General features: G+C 62.3%; 15 protein-coding genes. 8 read left to right on the top strand and 7 right to left on the bottom strand.

From position 1 onward, the window contains the following. Nucleotides 1–119: 119 nt before the first annotated feature. Nucleotides 120–1,364 carry a diaminopimelate decarboxylase gene (gene lysA, locus C8C96_RS09545; protein WP_121942160.1) on the bottom strand — a complete coding sequence of 415 codons (1,245 nt, stop codon included), beginning with the start codon at nucleotides 1,362–1,364 and terminating at the stop codon, nucleotides 120–122. 236 nt (nucleotides 1,365–1,600) lie between these two features. Here lysA and C8C96_RS09540 point away from each other — a divergent pair, with 236 nt between their 5' ends. Beyond that, nucleotides 1,601–2,539, top strand: coding sequence for a LysR family transcriptional regulator (locus C8C96_RS09540; RefSeq protein ID WP_233584204.1), 939 nt, complete (start codon nucleotides 1,601–1,603; stop codon nucleotides 2,537–2,539). A 112-nt stretch (nucleotides 2,540–2,651) separates the two neighbouring features. On the opposite strand, the gene coaD is transcribed toward C8C96_RS09540, so the two are convergent. The 4 genes from coaD to C8C96_RS09520 all read right to left on the bottom strand — a co-directional run bounded on the left by coaD (nucleotide 2,652) and on the right by C8C96_RS09520 (nucleotide 6,794). Beyond that, entirely contained in the window at nucleotides 2,652–3,158 is a 507-nt protein-coding gene (coaD, locus tag C8C96_RS09535) for a pantetheine-phosphate adenylyltransferase (RefSeq protein ID WP_056065946.1), read from the bottom strand. A 120-nt stretch (nucleotides 3,159–3,278) separates the two neighbouring features. Next, a complete protein-coding gene (gene rsmD, locus C8C96_RS09530) occupies nucleotides 3,279–3,983 on the bottom strand; it encodes a 16S rRNA (guanine(966)-N(2))-methyltransferase RsmD (RefSeq protein WP_121942158.1) in 705 nt (234 codons plus the stop codon). Next, on the bottom strand, nucleotides 3,980–5,338 hold the full coding sequence (locus C8C96_RS09525) for a pitrilysin family protein (RefSeq protein WP_121942157.1): 1,359 nt from the start codon (nucleotides 5,336–5,338) through the stop codon (nucleotides 3,980–3,982). The genes rsmD and C8C96_RS09525 overlap by 4 nt, the downstream gene beginning before the upstream one ends. Before the next feature lie 22 nt (nucleotides 5,339–5,360). Further along, a complete protein-coding gene (locus tag C8C96_RS09520) occupies nucleotides 5,361–6,794 on the bottom strand; it encodes a pitrilysin family protein (RefSeq protein ID WP_121942156.1) in 1,434 nt (477 codons plus the stop codon). 28 nt (nucleotides 6,795–6,822) lie between these two features. Between C8C96_RS09520 and ftsY the strand changes: the two genes are divergently transcribed. Then, entirely contained in the window at nucleotides 6,823–8,250 is a 1,428-nt protein-coding gene (gene ftsY, locus C8C96_RS09515) for a signal recognition particle-docking protein FtsY (protein WP_121942155.1), read from the top strand. Between the two features lie 70 nt (nucleotides 8,251–8,320). After that, the gene (locus C8C96_RS09510; RefSeq protein WP_158605750.1) at nucleotides 8,321–10,705 is read left to right on the top strand and encodes a glycosyltransferase; all 2,385 of its coding nucleotides are present in this window, start codon (nucleotides 8,321–8,323) and stop codon (nucleotides 10,703–10,705) included. Nucleotides 10,706–11,061: 356 nt separating this feature from the next. Here C8C96_RS09510 and C8C96_RS09500 read toward each other — a convergent pair whose 3' ends face one another. Beyond that, nucleotides 11,062–12,129, bottom strand: a complete 1,068-nt coding sequence (locus C8C96_RS09500; protein ID WP_121942153.1) for a UbiA family prenyltransferase — start codon at nucleotides 12,127–12,129, stop codon at nucleotides 11,062–11,064. Then, nucleotides 12,126–15,221: a hypothetical protein gene (locus C8C96_RS24615; protein ID WP_147455659.1), complete on the bottom strand. Its 3,096-nt coding sequence runs from the start codon at nucleotides 15,219–15,221 to the stop codon at nucleotides 12,126–12,128. The genes C8C96_RS09500 and C8C96_RS24615 overlap by 4 nt, the downstream gene beginning before the upstream one ends. 379 nt (nucleotides 15,222–15,600) lie before the next feature. On the opposite strand from C8C96_RS24615, the gene C8C96_RS09490 reads away from it, so the two are divergent. The 5 genes from C8C96_RS09490 (at nucleotide 15,601) to C8C96_RS09470 (ending at nucleotide 22,171) form a co-directional block, all read left to right on the top strand. After that, complete coding sequence (locus C8C96_RS09490; protein WP_121942151.1) at nucleotides 15,601–16,653, top strand: glycosyltransferase; 1,053 nt, start codon at nucleotides 15,601–15,603, stop codon at nucleotides 16,651–16,653. Then, a complete protein-coding gene (locus tag C8C96_RS09485; RefSeq protein ID WP_121942150.1) occupies nucleotides 16,653–17,258 on the top strand; it encodes a hypothetical protein in 606 nt (201 codons plus the stop codon). Before C8C96_RS09490 ends, C8C96_RS09485 begins: the two co-directional genes overlap by 1 nt. An 82-nt stretch (nucleotides 17,259–17,340) precedes the next feature. Next, on the top strand, nucleotides 17,341–18,033 hold the full coding sequence (locus tag C8C96_RS09480) for a bifunctional 2-polyprenyl-6-hydroxyphenol methylase/3-demethylubiquinol 3-O-methyltransferase UbiG (protein WP_121942149.1): 693 nt from the start codon (nucleotides 17,341–17,343) through the stop codon (nucleotides 18,031–18,033). A gap of 271 nt (nucleotides 18,034–18,304) precedes the next feature. After that, a complete protein-coding gene (locus C8C96_RS09475; protein WP_121942148.1) occupies nucleotides 18,305–20,953 on the top strand; it encodes an EAL domain-containing protein in 2,649 nt (882 codons plus the stop codon). 135 nt (nucleotides 20,954–21,088) lie between these two features. Continuing rightward, the gene (locus C8C96_RS09470; protein ID WP_121942147.1) at nucleotides 21,089–22,171 is read left to right on the top strand and encodes a hypothetical protein; all 1,083 of its coding nucleotides are present in this window, start codon (nucleotides 21,089–21,091) and stop codon (nucleotides 22,169–22,171) included. The last annotated feature ends 172 nt before the right edge of the window (nucleotides 22,172–22,343 follow it).

Raw genomic sequence — 22,343 nt, 5'->3', positions numbered from 1 at the left:
GTATTTCTCACCCCGGCCGCCCCTTGTCCGGCTTTGCACCCCGAACCCGTAGGCCCTCACCTACCTAGACCTGTGGCAGATCCACCCCACAGCGTAGGAGGCCAGCGCTGCGGCCGGGCTTACAGCCCCAGTTCCAGCGCCAGCAGTTCGTCCACTGTCTGACGGCGGCGGATCAGGCGGGCCTGGCCGCCGTCCACCAGCACCTCGGCAATCAAGGGCCGCGTGTTGTAGTTGGAGGACATGCTGGCGCCGTACGCGCCCGTGTCGTGGATCACCAGCAGGTCACCCACCTGGGCGGCGGGCAGGTCGCGCGGCAACACCACGCCGCCGTCGCCCTGGGTGAACACGTCGCCCGACTCGCACAGCGGGCCCGCCACCACCGTGGGCTGCTCGGCGGCCGTGGAGCCGTCGCGGCGCAGCACGCTCATGGCGTGGTAGCTGCCGTACATGGACGGGCGCATGAGTTCATTGAAGCCGGTATCGACCAGCACGAAGTGGTTGCTGCCCGCGTTCTTGGTGGCGCGCACCTGGCCCAGCAGCACGCCCGATTCGGCCACCAGAAAGCGGCCGGGCTCGATCTCCAGGCCGAGCTTGTGGCCCACGATGGCCTCGGCCTGCTGGCGTGCGGCGTCCCACAAGCCGTGGTAGTGCTGCGTATCGACCACCGGGTCGCCGCTGCGGTAGGGAATGGACAGGCCACCGCCCGCCGAGATGGCGTGCAGGTCATGCCCCGCCGCATGCGCCGTGCGCACCAGGTTGACCATGGCACCGCACACTTCCTGCAGGTGGCTGTAGTCCACGCCCGAGCCGATGTGCATGTGCAGGCCCACCAGCTTCAGGCCGTGCTGCTTGATAGCCGCCAGCGCCGCAGGCAGGTCGGTGTGCCAGATGCCGTGCTTGCTGTGCTCGCCGCCCGTGTTGGTCTTGTTGCTGTGGCCGTGGCCAAAGCCGGGGTTGATGCGCAGCCACACCGCATGGCCCGGCGAGCGCACGCCCAGCTGGTGCAGCATGTCGATGGAGCCTGCGTTGACGGGCACGCCGTGCTCGACCACACAGTCGAGCGTGGCGGCGTCGAACAGGTCGGCGGTGAAGACGATCTCCGACGGCTCGCCACCGGCCACGTAGCCCGCCGCCAGCGCGCGCAGGATCTCGCCGCGCGAGACCGCATCCACCTTCACACCCTGCTCGCGCATCAGCTTGAGGATGTGGATGTTGGAGCAGGCCTTCTGCGCAAAGCGGATGGTCTCGAAGTTGGATACCTGCGCGATGCGCTGGCGGATGGTCGCCGCGTCATACACCCACAGCGGGGTACCAAACTGGTCGGCCAGGGCCCAGAGCTGGGCGGGGGAGAAAGGGTTGGACATGGGAGGCTCCAAGGGTACTAAGAGCGGCTAACAAAACTCAGCGAAGCGGTTCTGGCCAGGCGCTGTGTTGCAGGCAGTACGAGCAGTACGACAAGACACAGCAACGACGCCAGAAGAGTTTTGTTAGCCGCTCTAAGCGTGAACGATGCGCGGATGATGCCGCCATCCACGCATTCAGTCGAATGCTTTGATTTACGCCATCCATTCAATATGGATATGCTGTGCGCATGACTGGCATGACCGAGCCCCCCCTAGCCCATCGCATCACCCACCGCCACATCGAGGTCTTCCGCGCCGTGATGACTGCAGGCAGCGCCACCGGTGCGGCCGACCTGCTGCACAGCTCGCAACCCACCGTGAGCCGCGAGCTGGCGCGGCTCGAATCGCTGCTGGGTTATGCGCTGTTCGGGCGCGTGCAGGGCCGACTGCGCCCCAACGCCCGGGCGCTGGCGCTGTGGGACGAGGTACAGCGCTCGTGGCAGGGGCTGGAGCGTGTGGCGGACCGGGCCGTGGCCCTGGGCCGGTCGGGGGCCGTGCAACTGTCGGTGCTTTGCCTGCCCGCGCTGGCCCATGCACTGCTGCCGGGTGCGGCGGCGCGGCTGATGCAGGCGCACACCGAGGCACGCTTGTCCGTCACACCGCAGGAATCGCCCCTGCTCGAAGAATGGATGAGTGCCCAGCGGTTTGATCTGGGCCTGTGCGAACAGACCACCGCCCCGCCGGGCACACGGGCCGAGGTGCTGCTGACCCTGGACGAGGTGGCCGTGCTGCCCGCCCACCACGCTTTGGCACGCCAGCCGGTGCTGCAACTCGGCGACTTTGCCGGTGAATTCTTTGTAAGCCTCTCGGCCGACGACCTCTACCGCCGCCTGATCGACGCCCGGTTTGCCGAGGCGGGCGTGGAGCGCACGCAGCGCGTGGAAACCCACAGTGCCGCCGCAGTGTGCGCCATGGTCGAGCAGGGCCTGGGCATCGCCATCGTCAACCCGGTCACCGCCCTGGCCGCCGCCAGCGAGCGGCTGGTGCTGCGGCGGCTGGCGTTTTCCATCCCGTTCAGCGTAACGGCGCTGCTGCCGCTGTACCGCCCGCCGCTGCCCGAGGTGGTGCCCATGCTGGAGGCCCTGCGCGCGCAGGCACATGCCATTGCGGAGAGGCTACCGCCCGCCACGGACTGAGATCACAGATTCCAAAAACTACTATTTTGATAGCAGCCCAGGCATATTGCACTAGCGCTACCGGCACAAAAGAGCCACAACCGGGGCTCTTGGTGCGTTTCGGACAGTGTCCTCAGCCCCCCGGCGCTGCCAGGCTGCGCACCTTGACGGCCAGCCGCTCCTCGACCGAAGGCGACACGAACTTGGTCACCTCGCCGCCCAACACGGCGATCTCGCGCACAAAGGTGCTGCTGATGAACTGGTACTTGTCGCTGGGCGTGAGGAACACGGTTTCAACCTGCGGCATCAGGCTGCGGTTCATGCCCGCGAGCTGGAACTCGTAGTCAAAGTCGGTCACGGCACGCAGGCCGCGCACCATGGCCTTGCCGCCGCGCGACACCACAAAGTCGCGCAGCAGGCCCGAGAAGGGCTCGACCTGCACCTGGGGATACATCTTCACGGCCTCGCGCACCATCTCGATGCGTTCTTCCAGTGAGAACAGGGTCTTCTTGTGGTGGCCCGCCGCCACGGCCACGATCACACGTTCAAACAACTGGGTGGCCCTGCGCACCACGTCTTCATGGCCCAGCGTGATGGGGTCAAAGGTTCCGGGGTACACGGCGAGCACGTTCTGGGCCATGGCTGGTTGTCTCCTGTCTGGCGATTGACGTTGGCCCCGGCCCCCGGGGCGCTCCCCGCAGGGCCCGCCGGGCCGCGTGCGCGCATTATGCAGTGCAGTGCAACATGAACCGGCGTTGGCTCATTCTGTGGTGGCTGCCACAGGGCGCAGCAGGTGCGCATGCACGGCGCCAGCCTTCAGATGCCGGTACACGGCCAGGCCGCTCCCGGCCAGCTCCTCGTCCGTCCAAGCGCGGGGCGCTTCGAGGTAGATAAAGCCCTGGGCGGCCACGGCCTTGGCTGCGGCCTGCAAAGCAGGGGCAAACAGGTCGCCGTCAAAGGGCGGGTCCAGCAGCACCAGGTCCACACTGGCAGGTGCGGCCTGCTTGAGGGCGGCCACGCCGTCGCCGCGCTGCACGCGCACGGCGCTGGCTTGCAGCTTGGCCTGCAGCACCTGCAGCTGGGCCACCAGCGCAGCGTCACTCTCCACCAGTTGTACCGACGCGGCGCCGCGCGAAGCGGCTTCGAGCCCCAGCGCACCGGTGCCCGCAAAAGCGTCCAGGCAGCGCCAGCCACTCAAGTCCTGGCCCAGCCAGTTGAAGAGCGTTTCGCGCACCCGGTCGGGCGTGGGGCGCAAGCCGGGGCGCTGCGCCACGGGCAGGCGGGTGCGCTTCCATTGCCCGCCAATGATGCGGATTTCGCCCGCGCCCTTGGGGGCGGCCGCCGCAGCTTTGTCCTTGGCGTTTTTCTTGGCGGCCTTGGGGTCCACGGGGGCCGCAGCAGCTGCGGCCTGGGCCTTGCGGATTTCGGCGGTGATGGCGCCGCCGCGCAGGGTCGATCGGCTCATGGCTGCTTGCCTCCCACCACCACCGTCACCATGCGGCCGGGTTGCAGCTTTTGGGCCATGGCAGTGCGCACATCGGCCACCGTCAGGGCCTCGACCTTTTTGGCCCACTGGTCCAGGTAGTCCAGGGGCAGGTCGTTCCAGGCGATGTTGGCCACGTTGCCCAGCAGCTTCTTGTTGCTGTCGATGCGCAGCGCAAAGCCGCCGATGAGGTTGTCCTTGGCGGCGCGCAGCTCGGCCTCGGTGGGGCCTTCGGCCACAAAGCGGGCGATCACGTCGCGCGAGACCTGCACTGCCTGGGCGGCCTGGTCGGGGCGCGTCTGCAAGCCCACGGTGAAGGCCCCGGCATGCAGGCCGGGGGCGAAGTAGCTGTAGACGCTGTAGGAGAGGCCGCGCTTTTCGCGCACCTCGTGGGTCAGTCGCGAGACAAAGCCACCGCCGCCCAGGATGTGGTTGCCCACCAGAAGCGCGAGGAAGTCCGGGTCACGGCGCTGAAAGCCCGGCTGGCCGATCAGCACGTGGGCCTGGGCCGAGGCAAACGGAATGGCCTTCTCGGCAGGTGCCGTCAGCGCCGCCACTTCGCTCACGGGCGGCAGCGGTGCGCAGCCCGCACTGGCAGGCAGGCGCGACAGCAGCGTAGCCACCAGCGTCTGCGCCTGGGCGCGCGATACGGCGCCCACGATGCTGACCTTGGCGCGGCAGGCGGCCACGTACTGCGCGTGAAAGGCCTGCATGTCGGCCACGCCGATGCGCGCCAGCGTCTCTTCGGTGGTACGCACGCCATAGGGGTGGCTGCCATACACCGCAGCGGCGAACGCATGGTTGGCCACGGTGGCGGGGCGCGTGTTGGCTTCTTTCAGGCTGGCGCTCCAGCGGGCGCGGTCGCGTTGCCAGACGTAGTCAGTCGTCGTGGGCTCGGCAATCTGGCGGGCTGCCAGCCGTGCAGCGCGCTCCAGCAGCGGCGGGTCGGTCAGCGAGCGCAGCACGTAGTGCAGCGTGTCGTTGTCGGCATTGGCTTCAAAGCTGGCGCCCAGATCGGCCCAGGCCTCACCCAGGCCGTTTTCGTCCAGCGCGGGCTCGGCGCTGGCGTCGCGCCCGGCCTTCACGCCCTTGCTGGCCATGGCGGCGACGGCGTTGGCCAGGCCGGACTGGCCCGCCGGGTCGCGGCGCGTGCCAGCGTCAAAGTCGATTTGCACGTCCACCATGGGGATGACCGGGCTTTCGACCAGATAGACCTCGGCGCCGCCCGGCTCCGTCCAGTGCTGAATGGGCAGCAGCGCCCAGGCCGAATTGGAGGAAAAAAGGGCGATAGCGCTAGTGCATAAAGCACGGACAGCTATGTTTTTGATAGTAATCATGGGCAATTTCCGCAGGGCGGGTTCAGCGGATGGCAGCGCCCGGGGGCAGCTGGGGACGGGCGCGGGGGGCGTCCAGGGGCTGGGGCAGCAGCGTGGCCACGGTGAGCTGGTCGTCGCCAAAATACTTGGCAGCCACGGCCTGCACCTGCGCCGGGGTCACGGTGCGCAGCAGGGCCAGCAGGCGCTCGTTGGCGTCCAGCGGAAAGCCCTGCACCCAGTTGCCCCCCAGTTCCTGCGCCTGGCTCATCACCGAGTCGCGCTCGTACACCGTAGAGGCGATCCATTGCGTCTTCACGCGGTTCAGCTCGGCCTCACTCACCCCATCCTTGGCCACACGGGTCACCTCGGCGCGCAGCGCGTCTTCGACCTGTTGGGCGGTCTTGCCCGCAGCGGGCACGCCGCTAAGCATGAACAGGCTGGGGCCGCGCCCGGTGACCATGGCGGAGCTGCTGGCGCTGTCGGCCACGCGGTTGGGCCCCTGGGTCAGTGCGCGGTCCAGCCGGGCACCGTCATAGCCATTGAAAACGGCCGACAGCACCATCAGCGCGAGGGCGTCGCGGTCTTCGTCGGTGAGGTTGTCCACGCGGTCCAGGCTGGGCGCGCGGAAGGCCAGGGCCACGTAGGCCTGCTCTGCCGGGGCCTTGACGGCAATGCGGCGCAGGCCCTTTTGCTCGGGCTCGGTGCGCGGTTTGCGCGCGGGCAGCGCGTGCACGGGCAGGCTGCCGTAATACTTTTCGGCCAGCGCACGCACCTGGGCCACATCCACATCGCCCGCCACCACGACGGCGGCGTTGGTGGGGGTGTACCACTGGCGGTGGAAGGCGCGCACGTCATCGGGCGTCATCGCATCCAGGTCGCTCATCCAGCCCACGATGGGGCGGCGGTAGGGCGACGCATTGAAGGTGGCGGCAAACAATTGTTCGGCCAGCACGGCCCGGGGCTGGTCTTCGGTGCGCAGCCGTCGCTCTTCCTTGACGACCTCGATCTCTTTCTTGAACTCCTCGTCGGGCCAGTGGTTGTTGGCAAACCGGTCCGATTCGAGCTTCATCACGTCCTCCAGCCGGTTGGACGGGATCTGCTGGTAGTAGCCCGTGTAGTCGCGGCTGGTGAATGCGTTCTCCCGCCCGCCCAGCGCCGCCACGCGGCGCGAGAACTCGCCCGGCGGCAAGGTCTTGGTGCCCTTGAACATCATGTGCTCCAGCGCATGGGCCACGCCCGAGGTGCCGTCCACCTCATCCATCGAGCCCACACGCACCCAGACCATGTGCACCGCCGTCGGGGCGCGGCGGTCGGGCTGCACGATGAGCTGCATGCCGTTTTTGAGCGTGAACTGCTGCGCGCCAGAGGCCGTGGCAGACGGCGTGGTGGAGGGTTGAGACACCGGGGTGGTGGCCGCAAAGGCAGCCCCGGACGAGAGGCAGGCCAGCAGGCCCAGTAGGGTGAAAGCGCGTTTCATAGAATGGGGTGATTCTAAGAACCCGCCAATGTTCAGTTTTTTCAAGAAAAAGCCCGCTCCTTCGCCCGCCCCCACCGATGTGCCCGCCCCGGCCCAGCCGGTAGGCGCACCGGCGCCCGCCGTGGTTGCGCCCGTAGCGCCCCCCCTGCCCTCCACGCCGCCCGTGGCTACCCTCAACCCGCCAGCGCCCGCTACACCGGCTCCCGTGGCGGCGCCCGCCCCGGCAGGCTTTGGCTGGCTGCGCAACCCGTTTGGCAACAAAGCCCCTGAGCCCGCTGCGCCGCCCCCCGCAGCACCAGCGCCCGTCACGGTGACCCCGCCAGCGCCCGTGGCGATGCCTCCAGTGGCACCGGCCGTCACCCCACCGCCCCCTGCAGCGCCGGCCGCCACAGCGCCCGCCGCTGCTCCAGTGGTTGCAAGCCCTGCATTGCCCCCCGTGGCGCCCCCGATTTCCGTTGCTGCACCTGCGCCGGTTGCACCACCCACGCCCGCCACACCACCGGCTGCGCCAGCGGCAGCATCTGCAACCTCGGCTGCGCCCACTGCCCCGGCGCCTGAACGCAAAGGCTGGCTGGACCGCCTCAAGGCGGGCCTGCGCAAGACTGGCAGCAGCATTGCCACCGTCTTCACCGGCACGCAGATTGATGACGCGCTGTATGAGGAGCTGGAAGAGGCCCTGCTGATGGCCGACACCGGCGTGAAAGCCACCACGCACCTGCTGACGGACCTCAAGCGCCGCGTGAAGGACAGCAAGACCACCGACCCTGCGGCAGTCAAGGGCCTGCTGGCCGACGCGCTGGCCGACCTGCTGCGCCCGCTCGAAAAAGCCCTGGTGATTGGCGAGCACACCCCCACCGTGATCATGGTGGCCGGCGTGAACGGCGCGGGCAAGACCACCTCCATCGGCAAGCTCACCAAGCACCTGGCCGGTGAAGGCGCCGCCGTGCTGCTGGCCGCCGCCGACACCTTCCGTGCCGCTGCCCGCGAGCAGCTGGGTGTGTGGGCCGACCGCAACACGGTCGAGATCGTGAGCCAGGAAGGCGGCGACCCTGCCGCCGTGAGCTTTGATGCCGTGACCGCCGGCAAGGCGCGCGGCAAGGACGTGGTGCTGGTGGACACCGCCGGCCGCCTGCCCACACAGCTGCACCTGATGGAGGAGCTGAAAAAGATCCGCCGCGTGGTCACCAAGGCCGACGCCACGGCCCCGCACGAGGTGCTGCTGGTGATCGACGGCAACACCGGCCAGAACGCGCTGGCCCAGGTGCGCGCGTTTGACGATGCGCTGCAGCTCACCGGCCTGATCGTCACCAAACTGGACGGCACGGCCAAGGGCGGCGTGCTGGCCGCCATCGCGCAGGAACGCCCCATCCCGGTGTATTTCATCGGTGTGGGCGAAAAGCTCGAAGACCTGGAAACCTTCAACGCCCGCGAATTTGCCCAGGCTTTGCTGAGCTGATCGAGTAGGCTCCCCCCATCCGGCGCCAAAGATGACAAGCGGTGATGCTGGTAATTTCTCAAAGAAACCAATGGCCGCACAACGCGCAATCTTCACCATTTGCTCTAACAACTATGTGCCTATGGCCAAGGTACTTTTGGAGAGCGTCCGGCGACACCACCCGGAAGCCGCTGTCTACCTCTGTCTCGCCGACGAGATGCAGCCGGAGATGGTGGACTATCCCAATGCATGCAAGGTCATCACGGCTGCAGAGCTGCGTATCGATGACTTTGAATCATTCGCGTTTCGCTACGACATCATGGAATTCAATACGGCAGTCAAGCCGTTCATGTTCCGTGCGTTAAGAAACCGCCGCCACGACCACATCGTCTATCTAGACCCCGATATAGAGCTGCATGCGCCCTTGGACAAGGTTTTCGAACTGCTGGACGCTGGCGCCTCGTTTGTCCTGACGCCACACCTGACCCGACCTGCTGAACGCGATACCTTTCCTGACGATGTGGGCATCATGCGCGCAGGTGTCTACAACCTTGGGTTCCTGGGCGTCGGTGCAACCGAAGAGACCGAGGGACTCCTGCGCTGGTGGGCTCGGAGACTCCAATACGACTGTGTCAATGAACCAGACTCGGGCCGGTTCGTCGATCAGAAATTCATGGATCTAATTCCTGGATTTGCGGCCAAGGTTCAAATTCTCAGGGACACCGCCTACAACGTCGCCTACTGGAACCTTCACCAGAGAAAGCTGACGGGCACGGTGGGCGCATGGGAAATTGACGGACGACCACTTCGATTTTTTCATTTCAGCGGCATTGATCCGCACAATTTGCGCCGCTTGTCCAAATATACCCAGGCCTTCTGTGACTCGGACATTCCCCAGCCGTTGGCTGATCTCATGCGGGGCTATGCATGCCGGGTGCTGGCCAACGGGCACGGAAGTATCCCCACAGGGGCCTACGCCTATGGGCGTTTTGCTTCGGGCACCCCCATCCCTCAATGCGTCCGCCGCATGTTCCGCGATCGGCATCTACGTTGGCTGGGAGGCGATCCCTTCTCCACCTATGAGGACTACCTACATCTGCCAAGCCCCACCGCAAGCAGTGGCGCGTCGGGCCAGGTAACACGCCTGAGCGCCGAGTTACACCGCAACGAATCTTGGCTCCGCCACACTTTTGATTTATCCACGGCACAAGGCACCGACAATTATCTGGAATGGCTCCGTACCCATGGACGGTCTTGGTTCGAGGGTCGATCCATGATGACGCCCAGACAGGCCGTCGCGGAGCCAAGGGTATACCAACACTTGGAGCCTCAGCCACTGGAAGCGTCTACCCCGCCCACTGTCACCGTGGTGGGCTATCTGAGACTGGCGCTCGGGGTGGGCGAAGCTGGCAGGCAGGTGCTGCGCTCACTCCATCAAGGCCAAATCCCGGCACGTGGGCTGCCGATTGACATCAGTGCCTTGTCCGACAAAGTGGAACAGCCGCTGGAAGAATTGTTTGTGGATCGGTCGCGTGCGCCCATAGAGATCTTCAACATCAACGCGGATCAGTTGCCACTTGTGCTCAAAACCCTTGAGTCCTCCCTGCATTCCAAGGCGTGGCGAACCGTCATGCCCTTCTGGGAACTAGAGAATTTCCCCGCCCCCTGGCTGAAAGCTCTGGAGCTGGTGGACGAAGTGTGGGCCCCAACACGTTTCATCCAGTCCATGCTGAAGCACAGGACTCGCAAGCCGGTACGCTACATGCCGCTGATGCTCACTTTTGATGCTCCCGCGTCAGTGGATCGGGCGCAATTTGGATTGGATGCAGGAGGATTCATCTTTTTCTTTTCCTTCGACTGCCTTTCATTTGTTGAACGCAAGAATCCCATGGCAGTGGTCCGAGCGTTCCGCCGAGCCTTTCGACATCGCAACCCCATTGCACAAGCAAAGTTGGTTATCAAAGTACTGAATGCAGATAAGCTGTCGACCGAAAAGCCGCCGGCTTGGGTGGAGGAGTTGCGCAGCGACCCGGACGTTCAATTGATCGAAAATACCTTGAGCCGTGAAGCAACTCTGCAACTTATAGGGTGTTCCGATGCGGTTGTTTCATTGCATCGCAGCGAAGGCCTCGGGTTGTTGATTGCAGAAGCCATGGAACTAGGCAAGCCAGTGATCGCCACTGACTACTCAGCCACCACGGAGCTGATTTCGAACCAGACTGGTTGGCCGGTGGACTATAGATTGGTCCCTGTCCCCGAGGGGCATTACCCATTTTACACCGACCAAGTGTGGGCAGAGCCAGATGAGGTGCACGCAGCATGGCAGATGCGTTCGGTATACGTTCTTCAAGAAGAGGCCGCGCGCCGGGCACGCAACGCTCGTGATCTGTTGCACCAACAGCACGGTCTGGCTGCATGTGCTCAACGGCTGCGCAGCCGAATTGAGGAAGTGCTCAGATTGCAACCAGCCGCATGATGGACAGCGCCCAAGATGGGCCCGTAACGGAACTCTCCAGCGAAAGGGAATGTGCAGTGGAGCATGCGATCGACAATCACCGCACCGCTGAACTTGCGGAAGCCATGGGCCGACCAAGTGGGGCAGCAGCCTTCGTCCCGGGGACTAAGAGGACCGTACTTTGCGAGGATTCCCTACTGAGCTCACCGACAGCTGAATCGATGTACGCCCCCAACTGCCAGGATGAGAAACTCGACCTATTGGACGCTCAGGCAGAATGCCGACGCCTTGTTCGCGCGGGCGTGCAAATGCACGAAGAAATTCTCTTGCTGCATCGCGAGCTGTCCGCCACAAGGCTGCAAGTGCAGGCACTTTTGTCAGACCAGCGGGAGTCCGCCCAAGACAAGGTCAAACTGCAATTTCTCGAAGCGCGGGTAGACGCGCTCCTGCACTCGGCGTCCTGGCGCATCACCAAGCCCTTGCGATTGCTGTACAGGCTTTTGGTCGGCCACGCTTGACAATACGCCGCGAATGGAAGGCTGAGTAAAAGTAGCCAACAGTGCAATACCGATCACTGCAAAGTTGAACCGGTATTGCGACTGCAGTTGAAGCATGGAGTGCAGTTCAAGCTTTGATCGGAGTGCATGCCAAGATTTGACTACATGCAACCCGTAGGTACCCGCAGACAGGCACACCAAACCCCAGTGCTGTACCAAGGCGCTACACACAGCGAGCAGCAGATAAGCCAAGCTGAATAGCGCTAGGGCAGATATGAAAGTGACCTTTCGCCCAAAAGCTACAGCGTTGGTGCGGATTCCGTTGGCGAGATCTGCATCATGGCCCCGAACTTCATGCATGAGGTGCCCAGCTGCGAAAACCACACCAAAGTAGCATGCAAAAATAACGCTTGGAAAATCCAGCGGGGCAATTGCCAGATATCCCAACAGGAAATGCAGACTGCCTCCCACAAGATGCATCAAGGACCCTGCAACCGGCGCACTCTTGAGGTGCAAGGGGGGGGCAGAGTAACTAGCACTGGTTGCCAGCATGCCTGCGGCAATCCACAACGCTGGCGCCCCCAAGTGGGCAGCGACCACCAGCCCTGACACCGCAAAAAATTGCGCAAACCACCACATGGCACGCCGTGTTACCCCCAGCGATAGAAAAGTTCGAGCCCTCCGTCCTGGGTCCTTCAGATCGCTGTCGATTCCCGCCCAATCGTTCAACACGACGATGTGCGCCACCAGGCTGACGCTTGCACATACCACTGCCGCAAGCACAGCCAGGGCATCCGACCAAGGGAGCCCTTGCCCGGCACGGTAGTGCGCGAACGCGAACCCGATCAACGGAGTTCCCTGAAGTACCGCCACCTCATCCAGACGCACGCAAAACAGCCAAGGGTGTTGCCACCAAGAACGCGTTTCCACCGGGAAAATCTCTTTCATCGACGAAGCGCAGCCGCAGGACCGGCCTGCTCTGTTGCCGCGAAAAGGCGCAGCCAAAGCGCCAACCCCAACTCGGGTGACCAGTAGTATCGACGCACCGTGGCAGTCAGGTCATTGTGGAAGTACAGCAGGGGCGACTGCCAAACGCGCGAGAACCCACCCTCAGCCACCTGTCTCAGCAGGTCTTCGTTTATCTGGAGCTGGTGCCGGTCAATTCCCGCTTCTGTAACCTGAATCCGCTCAATGATCCGCAGCCAAAGCCGCTGATCAGCATCTTCGACGGTGAGCAGAGATTGAGGCAGCTTGATGGGACATCCCATGGCACGCAACGCGGGCAATCGCCACACAACGGCAGCTGGCGCTTTTTTGTAGTAAACCCAAAGAGACGGGTCCTCAGAGCGCGATTGCAGCACTTTGCAGAACTCCCGTGCCGCAGTGGCATCCACTTGGTTAAGCCACATCAGGACATGGATCTGGATGCCAATGTCAGCAGGATTGGGGTCCCTGCCAGGATCAACGCAATCGTAGTGGGCAGATGTAGATAACCATGTGCGGTAAAGACCCTCTGGCGTTTTGAATGCTTCCAGCATGGCGCGGGCCCTTGCCTTCAGCTTGTCATCTGACACCGGCGCCAATCGCCAAACCAGCGCAGTATCGTCCGCATCTGGTGTGATCTTGCACCCCAGTACACCGTGGGAAGGCATATCAGGGCGCCCATGGTAGCGAACGAGGCCCGACTCCTCTTCAATTTGCATGGAGAGAAAGCCCTTGGCCCGATTGAGCATGCCGGAGAGCTCCCATCGATCGCTCACTGGGCTGAGCAGATCGACGATCGCTGCGGTAGAGAACACGTTTAACTCGATGCCCGGTTTGTCAAAGCGCGTATCACTGGTGTAGTCGGTCAGCCAATAGCCGCCCACCTCTTGTTGATGCTCCAGCAGCTTGGCTGCGAGTCCGGCCATATCGCTCATTGGCATGCTGGGAGACCAATGCGGACGAGCGGCCGTAGCCGTAACCGAGAACTTCTTGGCGATGAGGTGCTGTGGTGTAAGGGAGAGGCTCTGCTGTGGCAGTACGACGGAGACTTGGTGCTCCCCCTCGGTCAAGCTGCGCACTGGGATACGGACTCTCCATCCGCTAGGACTGCTGATCCCCAGCACTTGCTCTACGTCCGGCCGCCTGTGGAAGGCGTCGATCACCGCGACCCGTTTACCGTCGAGCCACAGTTCCAAGTTTTCAGGCGCAAGTTGGCCGCGCGTGGTCCATCCCACAACGTCAACACCCCGGTTGGGATACACGTGCACCACATCAATCGCCCCTTTCCAGGAAGCCTCAGCGGGAGTCAATGCGACCAACGGGGCGACAACCACAGGCTTTGGAAGTTCGAATGCCTGAAGTGCCCAAGGCGGGGCATTGGGATGCGAACGGACCCAGGCACTGAATACGGGACGGTCCGACTTCATGAGCGAGGCAGGGAAAGATATTTTCCACGCCCCTGCGGCGGAATTGCCCATGAACTTCGCTACATCCTCACGGTACTCAAAATGATTTGCACCACCTGGTATGCGCACCCCATCGACCAATAAATGGACATCAAACGGTTGATGACTGCCGAAAAGCGACCACCCCTCTACGGTGGCAGTTCCATCCGAGGAAATACTCAGTCGGTCGATTGATCCGTAGAGGCCCGGGAACAGATCATTGAAAAACACGGGCAGGGATTTCCACGGCGAATGAGCAAACATCCAAGCAGCTTTTTCTGCATTTACTTTGTGCTCTTTATAGTTTCGTCCGGGATGGTCTCCAAGGTAGGCTGCGTGGGCAATGCCGTTGTAGCCAAATGCTCCGATCAAAGAACTGACAACAGCGATCAACCCAAGCCCCGCAAAAGCCCTGCGACCGATGACTCCGAAATGACGGATTACAGGGGGCAGCGCCCAAAAGAGTAGCGGCAACGCGTCCGTCAAGAATCGCGGCCCCCAACTCACTCCGGCGATCCAGTTCACCGCTCCGTAGAAAAATATCTGACACACAACGGCAGCTCCCACGGCCATGGACAGCAAACGCGTGCGAGGTTGCTTGGCATGGAGCAGCAACCCCAGTGGAGCAAAGGCCAGGAACGGAGAGAACGTGAGCAAGCCATGCACAGGGCTTACTAACAAGCCCCAGACTCCTTCCAAGGTACCCGTCCAGGACATGAGGATCCGATTTCCTCCAAGTGCGAGGCCGTATCCACCCAAAACATGGCCCACCACTTGAAGGTTGTACGCAAATGTGGCGGCTACCGGGAGTGCCCCCCCAAAAACGAAAAATCCGAAATTCCGGCGGTCGAGTGCAAACGCATGTGCAATAAAGGCCATGGCCAAAATTGCGTCCGGTTGCCGATTACAGCCGAGCAATCCGCAAAGCAGTCCCCCAAAGAGGGCCCGTCCGGGCGATTTTTGCTGACTCACAGCCAACCACAGCAGGCCAATTACAAGCAATTGCGCTACACCATGCATCCAAAGCGCTTGGCTACTGATAACCCATGTGGACGTACCAAATGCGAACAAGGTGGTCAAGCTTGCTGCAACGGGCACCTCGGATTGCCGACGAAGCAACAAAAACATCCAAGCCACACATATGCTCGCGACGAAGGACGCTGCCAGTTTTTCCATAACGCGAGCGACCCGTTCAACACGCTGTGGGCTCCAGTCCGTGGCATTCAAATAGATGACCGCGGGCAAATAGAGCGGCGCTACAACCAGTGGCGTGACGGGTGGATACATCGACACCAGCTTTTCCTGCTGAGTCTTTAACATCCACCAAGCTTCACCCTGCTGACCCGACTTCTGAGGAACAGCGAGTCCTTGAGCCACGTGGTTTGCGATGGGATCTAGAAGGAGACTGCCATTTTTCCAAATCGACAAGGGCAGATATCGCGCTGCATAGGTGTCCACCGCACCTATCGTTCTCAAATTGCTGTTGAAAACCAGAAAACTTGTGCAAAAGAGCAGCAAGGCAATCTGCAGGTTTCGGTCCCACCGCACAAAGTGCACAGTCCGGTCGAGTACACGTTGACAAATTGCCGTGCAAAAAAGATGAACACTCATGACCTGGTAAGACCTGGGGGGACAATTGGGGGGACGGGACACAGGAAAATGGGAGGCGCTAACCCGAGCCTGCCCCAGGAGTTCAGAGCCTCACAGTCGGGCACGAAAACGGCTACTTATCCCCGCCAGATGGTGGAAAGCAAGGACAATCGGTCGCTCAGTGTAACAATGCCCCCGGTGCGTAGCGAGTGATGCCATTCTGCTTAAATGAACGCGAATCTGGACCGCATATGCCCTTAGTTGCCGACGATTTTCTGCTCCTGCCCTGATGTCTGGACGTTAGCTTTTTGCGGTAGACCCTGTACTCCTTCAACAAAGCCCCCCGACATTCAGCTGCGCACCAATATTTTCAGCGTTTCGTTTTTCTTGAGATGCCCTGATGCCTAAGTTGTGCGCAAAGCTCATTGTGCTCATGCCCGTGTACGAGGACGCGGAGGCCTGCTCGCAGTTGCTACGACATCTCGAGATCAGCATTCAGGAACCTTACTGCGTCGTGGTCGTAGACGATGGGTCGCTGCGCCATCCATTTGTATATCCTGTTGCCAGAAATTCCGCGCAGGATCTTCGCGTCATACGCCTGAGCAGAAATCGGGGACATCAAGCGGCGATCGCAGTCGGTCTGCGTTACATCGCGAGATATGTGCGCACTGATCAATGGGTGGTGGTCATGGATTCCGACGGGGAAGACGTACCCGAGGCGATCGCTGAACTGGTGGCCCAAAATGAGGCAATCGTCGATGTCGTGGCGGCCTCCCGCGGAAAACGCAATGACGGACCTCTCTTTCAGCTGCTCTATGCTGCCTACAAGGCACTCTTCCGCTGCCTGACGGGCTACCGGATGAACTTTGGCAACTTCATGGCACTCCGGGGGACTGCGGTTCAGCGGCTGAGCACGATGACAACACTCTCCCAGCACCTTGCTGCCACTGTGCTTGCATCTGGTCTGGAGATGCGAAAAGTGCGAGTGGACCGCGGGCGGCGGTACGCAGGCCGCTCCAAGATGAACTTGCGCAAACTTGTGCTGCACGGTGTGGCTTCGCTCGCAGTGTTGGCTCCTGTGGTCCAGCGTCGGCTCGCTCTGAACACCGCACTCTTCGCGGGGCTGGCGTCAGTCGGCGGAATGGTCCTGGGTGGACTTATGGCGGCAGGACTGCACGCCAACCTCTCGTCCGTCGCCATGGCTGTTGTTGTTGTCTCGGCTGTGGTTGTAGTGGTATCTGTGGGGCTGTCCTCGCGACTGCAAAAGCTCCGCAAGCGGACTGAACGGGCGCTTGATCGGGCGCAACCGTTCTCGATTCGGATCGAGACATCGGAGGACCTTGTTACTGGCGGTACCCCAGCCCCATCAGCGAGACTGCTTGCTCAGCCGACCTCAGGATGCAGCTTGTCCGGCAACAACATCTCACACTCACTCCTTCCGCAGGATATTTGATGGAACGTGCAGCTCTCTCCGTCGCGGGAATAGCGACCTATGCAGCCATTGCAGTAGCTACATATTGGATTTACATCCGATTATTCAAAGTAGATGTTGTATTCTACGCGGCCATTTGGGCTTGCACCCTCGCATTACTTGCATATACCCTCCTCATCACAATCACACCATTTTCAAACTACTTCAACCCACTGGAGAAATTTCAAAATATCGCCATCTGTGGACTGCTCGGCTATATATTGGCAATCACCTTTCCGACCATCATAGACCGCTCGCTGTCGTTTTATTTTTTAGAAAAAATCCAGCAACGTGGGGGAGGCATCCAATTGAATTATCTAGACTATATATTTCGCGAGGAATACATCAAAGAGCATCGACTGATGGAGGTGAGGCTCACTGAGCAAATAGAGTCTGGCACCCTATTTGTCGACCAGGGAAGTTGTATCCGCCTGACCACGCGGGGAGAGCTCCTTGCGACGTTCAGTCGCTTCTTCAGGTCTCATTTTCTTCCGCCAAAACGCCTGATCGCTGGCGAATACTCCAGCGACCTTGTGGACCCCTTCCTGCACAAGAATACGGTGCCAAACTATCTTTGCAAGCAGTAGACTCGTACCGTGAATCGCGGTATGAACATTTTCGCAATTCCCACATCTTGCGAGATTAATTTTTGAAAAATGAGGAGTCAATTTGAATTTCGAAAAAGCCCAGCAACTGGTCGCCTCTGTCAAGCATTGGCATCATGCATTCGAAATTTACCCTGGCCTCGTGACACCCGGCAGTTACAATCCAGGATTTTTACTTAATGATATCGATTTCGCTCAAGATTTAAATGGCCAGAGAGTTTTGGACATAGGGTCGTCCGACGGATTTTTCTCGCTGGCCGCCAATCAACGGGGTGCTGAGGTAGTGGCAGTCGACTATCGGCCTAAAAATGCTCATGGCTTTGGTGTCATGGAAGAGATTACAGGGCGGAATTTTCAGTACCACCGTGCCAATATCTACGACCTGACTGCGGATGAGCTGGGAACTTTTGATCACGTACTTTTTCTGGGCGTCCTGTACCACCTGCCAGATATGGTGAAGGCAATGGCGATCGCTCGCTCTCTGTGCAGGGGTACCTTGCACCTCGAAAGCCATGCTGCAAACGACCTGGGTTTGCAAGAACCTGTCGCCCGTTACTACCGGCACTCCTCCCTTGCAGGCGATATTACGAATTTTTGGTCTCCCAATGCGGAGTGCATCCGGGATATGGCCTTCGACTGCGCATTTGACCTGGTATCGCAAAGAACCTGGGGAGATCGGTATTTTGGGCGCTTTCAGATCAACGAGGAGCCGTCGCGCAAGAGCAAACTTCAATGGGGCTACGGTCTGCTCAGATGAGCGTCCCGCAAGTAGCGCAATTTGCAGACAAGAGCGTCTGAGAAGCACGATGCAACCTGCGCGACGGGCGTCATCAGTCTGCGGCCCACTTCCAATGTGCATCGAACCTGGATATTTCAATGCCCGCGAATTTGCCCAGGCTTTGCTCAGCTGAGCCTCGCGATCTCCCCTCAACCTTGCGAGCAATGGCCCCATCCGGGGCCATTTACACGTTTACGGATCGCAACGTTTCCTCCATCATGGGCTTTCCCCTCGGAAAGCACGGAGGCCCATGTTCATTGAGCTGGTCAAAGGCGTTGCGCTGCTGCTGGCGCTGTGCTTTCTGCATGGGTTCAACATCCGCGTCTGGCGCCAGCACCCGTGGGTGGGCCAGGTCTTTTCGGGGCTGATCTTCGGCGGGATCTGCGTGGTGGGCATGCTCACCCCGGTGGTGCTGATGCCGGGCGTGATCTTTGACGCGCGCTCGGTGGTGCTGAGCATGGCCGGCCTGTTTGGCGGCCCGCTGGTAGCGGGCATTGCAGCGCTGATGGCGGCCACCGGGCGCCTGTGGCTGGGGGGCGCGGGTGCCGAGGTGGGGCTGATGGTGATCGTGCTGTGCACGGCCATGGGGCTGGTGTACCGCGAGGGCCGCGCCCGGGGGCGGCTGGGCGTGGAGCCCATACCCCTCGCGCTGTTCGGGCTGCTGCTGCACACGGCGGTGATCGCGCTGTTTCAGCTGCTGCCCGCCGAGGCCGTGCAGCGCATCAACCAGACGCTGGCCCTGCCCTATCTGCTGACCTTCACCCCAGCCACTGTGGTGCTGGGCCTGCTGCTGCACGATGTGGAGCAACGCATGGCCACCGAGCGTGCACTCACTGGCACGGCAGCCCGCCTGCATGCCATCACGCAGGCCATCCCCGATGTGCTGCTGGTGCTGGATGCCCAGGGCCGGTATGGGGAGGTACTGTCCCCCAACGACGCCACCCTGGTCGCCAGCGCCCCCGAGCTGGTAGGTAAACGGTTGCACGATGTGCTGCCCGCCGAGCAGGCAGAACGGTTCATGGGGCTCATCCGGGACACGCTGCAGTCTGGCCAGACCCACAGCGTGGAATACGAGCTGCAGACCCTGTCGGGACTGCGCCAGTTTGAAGGGCGCACCCAGCCCCTGGGCGTGCAGGTGGGTGGCCAGGCGGCTGTGGTGTTCCTCGCCCGCGACATCACGAAGCGCAAGCAGGCTGAAAGTGCGCTGCGCGAGTCCGAGCTGCGTTTTCGCTCGCTGCTGCGCAATATTCCGTCCATCTCGGTGCAAGGCTACCTGCAGGACGGCACCACCAGCTACTGGAACCAGGCGTCCGAGCAGCTGTACGGCTACACGGCCGAAGAAGCCCTGGGCGGCAACCTGCTCGACCTCATCATCCCGCCGCCCATGCGCGACGGCGTGCGGGCACACATGCAGCACATGTTCGCCACCGGCGAGGTGATCCCGGCGGGCGAGCTGCAACTGCAGCGCAAGGACGGCACGCCGGTGCATGTGTTCTCCAGCCACGCCTACATCCAGGTGCCGGGCCACCCGCCCGAGATGTTCTGCATCGACATCGACATCTCGGGCCGCAAGGCCGCCGAGGACGAGGCACGCTACCTGGCGTTCTACGACGCACTCACGCAGCTGCCCAACCGCCGCCTGCTGGTGGACCGGCTGCAGCAGGTGCTGGTCAACGGTGCGCGCTCGGGCCTCACCACGGCCGTGCTGTTTGTGGACCTGGACAACTTCAAGACCCTGAACGACACCCGGGGCCATGAGGTGGGCGATCTGCTGCTCAAGGACGTTGCCCAGCGCCTGCGCAGCTGCGTGCGCGAGCAGGACACTGTGGCCCGCCTCGGAGGTGACGAGTTTGTGGTGGTGCTGCAGAACCTGAGCAGCGACGCCCCCGAGGCCGCCGCACAGGCGCGCACGCTGGGCGAGCTGATCCTGGCGCAATTGCGCCAGTCCTACGAACTGGCGGGGCACGAACACCACTTCACCGCCAGCATCGGCGTGACACTGCTCAATCACCAGCGCGACTCGGTGGACGAGGTGCTCAAGCAGGCCGACATGGCCATGTACCGCGCCAAGGACGCCGGGCGCAACACACTGCGCTTTTTTGACCCCGACATGCAGCAGGCCGTGAACCGCCGCGCCCTGCTGGAAACCGAGCTGCACAACGGCCTGCGGCGCGCGCAGTTCCTGCTGCTGTACCAGCCGCAGGTGGACAGCCAGGGGCGCGTGACCGGCGCAGAGGCCCTGGTGCGCTGGCAGCATCCGGTCCAAGGCATGGTGCCGCCGTCGGAGTTCATCCCGCTGGCGGAAGAATCGGGCCTCATCCTGCCACTGGGCCACTGGGTCATGGAAACCGCCCTGCGCCAGCAGGCCCGCTGGCAACAAGACCCGCAGTTTGCGCAGCTGAGCCTTGCCATCAACGTGAGCGCACGCCAGTTTCTGCAGGACGACTTTGTGGCCCAGGTGCTGGCGCTGGTGCAGCAGACCGGCGCCAACCCCGCACAGATCAAACTGGAGCTGACCGAAAGCCTGCTGCTGGACAACGTGGACAGCGTGATCGCCACCATGCGCGCCCTCAAGGCCCATGGCCTGGGGTTTTCGCTGGACGACTTTGGCACGGGCTACTCGTCGCTCAGCTACCTCAAGCGCCTGCCACTGGACCAGATCAAGATCGACCAGGGCTTTGTGCGCGACGTGCTGCTGGACGCCAGCGACGCGGCCATCGCCCGCTCCATCATCGCGCTGGCTGGCAGCCTGGGCCTGTCCGTGATCGCGGAGGGGGTGGAGACCACCGCCCACTACCAGTTTCTTTTGGCCCATGGCTGCCAGGCTTTCCAGGGCTACCTGTTTGGCCGCCCGCTGACGCTCGAAGACTTTGAAAGCCGGGTGCGGCAAGAGGTGTAGCGGGGGGGGGCGGAGACTGCCACCACGCCAGCCATCGGGTACCCGGCAAAAGGAAGCCAGAAAGAGGGCAAGGCAACATTCAAGTTCTTTCTCCGTGGCGTCGATATCTCTGTGTGGAAGCCCTGGAGGTGTCCCATGAAGATTGAATCGTCCGCCCTGCAGATGCAGGCCCAGCACGTTGCCAGCCGCGTGCACACCCAAAGCAGCCACTTTGAAGCCTGGGTCGGCGATCGCCGCCCCACCAGTGCCCCTGGCCTTACCCGAGCGGCACCAGCCGTACAAATTTCCAGCGCAGCACGCCTGGCCCGCGCCGCCCAGGAGGCCATCGACCCCACCAATGCCGCAGATGCCGCGCCCGGCAGCAGCCCCAGCGACGGCCTGACACCCCAGCTGGCCATGATCCGCGACCTGATTGCCCGCATGACGGGCGTGCAGGTGCGGGTGTACACCGGCCAGACGGAACCCGCACCCTCCCCACCCGCCACACCCACCAGCCGCCTCGACACGGCGCCGACCGCCGATGCAGGCCGTCCCCGTGCCGGGTGGGGCTTGCTGGTGGAGCAGCGCGAAGTGGTCGTAGAAACCGAAAGCACCCAGTTTGCCGCCCAGGGCACCGTGCGCACCGCCGACGGGCGGGAAATCCGCTTCAGGCTGCAGCTGGATATGCAGCGCAGCTACCGCCAGGAATCATCGTTCAGCGTGCGCCTGGGCGACGCTGTGGCGGTAGACCCGCTGGTCATCAACTTCGACGGCTCGGCCGCGCAGTTGCAGGACCTGCGCTTTGCGTTCGACCTGGACAGCGACGGCCAGACCGACAACGTGCCCCTGCTCTCAGGCAACCGGGGCTACCTGGCCCTGGACCTGAACCACAACAGCCGCATCGACAACGGCCGGGAGCTGTTCGGCCCCGGCACCGGCAACGGCTTTGCCGAACTGGCCGCCTATGACAGCGACGGCAACGGCTGGATTGACGAGGCGGACCCGGTCTTTCAGCAGCTGCAGGTATGGACCCCGTCGGCGGATGGCGCCGAGGGCGCTGGCAGCCTGCGCACCTTGGCCGACGTGGGCGTTGGCGCACTCTCCACCAACGCCGTCGCCACCCCTTTTGCCCTGCGCACCGCCGACAACGCCAGCCTGGGCACCGTGCGCTCCACCAGCGCCTACCTGCGAGAAAACGGCAGCGTGGGCACGGTGCAGCAGGTGGATCTGACCGTCTGACGGTACTGCAGCGCCAGCCCGTTACTATGATTTTTATAGCTTCACAGGCATGAAACACTGGCGCTTGATGGCAATCTGACTCAAAAAAATGTCGACATGCGCTGAGTGTTGTACTGCCGAATTCGAAAAATCAGCGACTTGGAACAACATGGGGTGCATACCTTTGTACCTT

Source organism: Acidovorax sp. 100, assembly GCF_003688355.1.
In the GTDB taxonomy this organism is placed as follows: domain Bacteria; phylum Pseudomonadota; class Gammaproteobacteria; order Burkholderiales; family Burkholderiaceae_C; genus Acidovorax; species Acidovorax delafieldii.
Note: the sequence above shows the minus strand (reverse complement) of the source record. Positions and strands in the feature narration are given on the sequence as shown.

What these genes read in the sequence shown, in the direction of transcription:
- lysA (WP_121942160.1), bottom strand. Translation starts at nt 1,364, where the DNA reads ATGTCCAACCCTTTCTCCCCCGCCCAGCTCTGGGCCCTGGCCGACCAG.
- C8C96_RS09540 (WP_233584204.1), top strand. Translation starts at nt 1,601, where the DNA reads ATGACCGAGCCCCCCCTAGCCCATCGCATCACCCACCGCCACATCGAG.
- coaD (WP_056065946.1), bottom strand. Translation starts at nt 3,158, where the DNA reads ATGGCCCAGAACGTGCTCGCCGTGTACCCCGGAACCTTTGACCCCATC.
- rsmD (WP_121942158.1), bottom strand. Translation starts at nt 3,983, where the DNA reads ATGAGCCGATCGACCCTGCGCGGCGGCGCCATCACCGCCGAAATCCGC.
- C8C96_RS09525 (WP_121942157.1), bottom strand. Translation starts at nt 5,338, where the DNA reads ATGATTACTATCAAAAACATAGCTGTCCGTGCTTTATGCACTAGCGCT.
- C8C96_RS09520 (WP_121942156.1), bottom strand. Translation starts at nt 6,794, where the DNA reads ATGAAACGCGCTTTCACCCTACTGGGCCTGCTGGCCTGCCTCTCGTCC.
- ftsY (WP_121942155.1), top strand. Translation starts at nt 6,823, where the DNA reads ATGTTCAGTTTTTTCAAGAAAAAGCCCGCTCCTTCGCCCGCCCCCACC.
- C8C96_RS09510 (WP_158605750.1), top strand. Translation starts at nt 8,321, where the DNA reads ATGGCCGCACAACGCGCAATCTTCACCATTTGCTCTAACAACTATGTG.
- C8C96_RS09500 (WP_121942153.1), bottom strand. Translation starts at nt 12,129, where the DNA reads ATGAAAGAGATTTTCCCGGTGGAAACGCGTTCTTGGTGGCAACACCCT.
- C8C96_RS24615 (WP_147455659.1), bottom strand. Translation starts at nt 15,221, where the DNA reads ATGAGTGTTCATCTTTTTTGCACGGCAATTTGTCAACGTGTACTCGAC.
- C8C96_RS09490 (WP_121942151.1), top strand. Translation starts at nt 15,601, where the DNA reads ATGCCTAAGTTGTGCGCAAAGCTCATTGTGCTCATGCCCGTGTACGAG.
- C8C96_RS09485 (WP_121942150.1), top strand. Translation starts at nt 16,653, where the DNA reads ATGGAACGTGCAGCTCTCTCCGTCGCGGGAATAGCGACCTATGCAGCC.
- C8C96_RS09475 (WP_121942148.1), top strand. Translation starts at nt 18,305, where the DNA reads ATGTTCATTGAGCTGGTCAAAGGCGTTGCGCTGCTGCTGGCGCTGTGC.
- C8C96_RS09470 (WP_121942147.1), top strand. Translation starts at nt 21,089, where the DNA reads ATGAAGATTGAATCGTCCGCCCTGCAGATGCAGGCCCAGCACGTTGCC.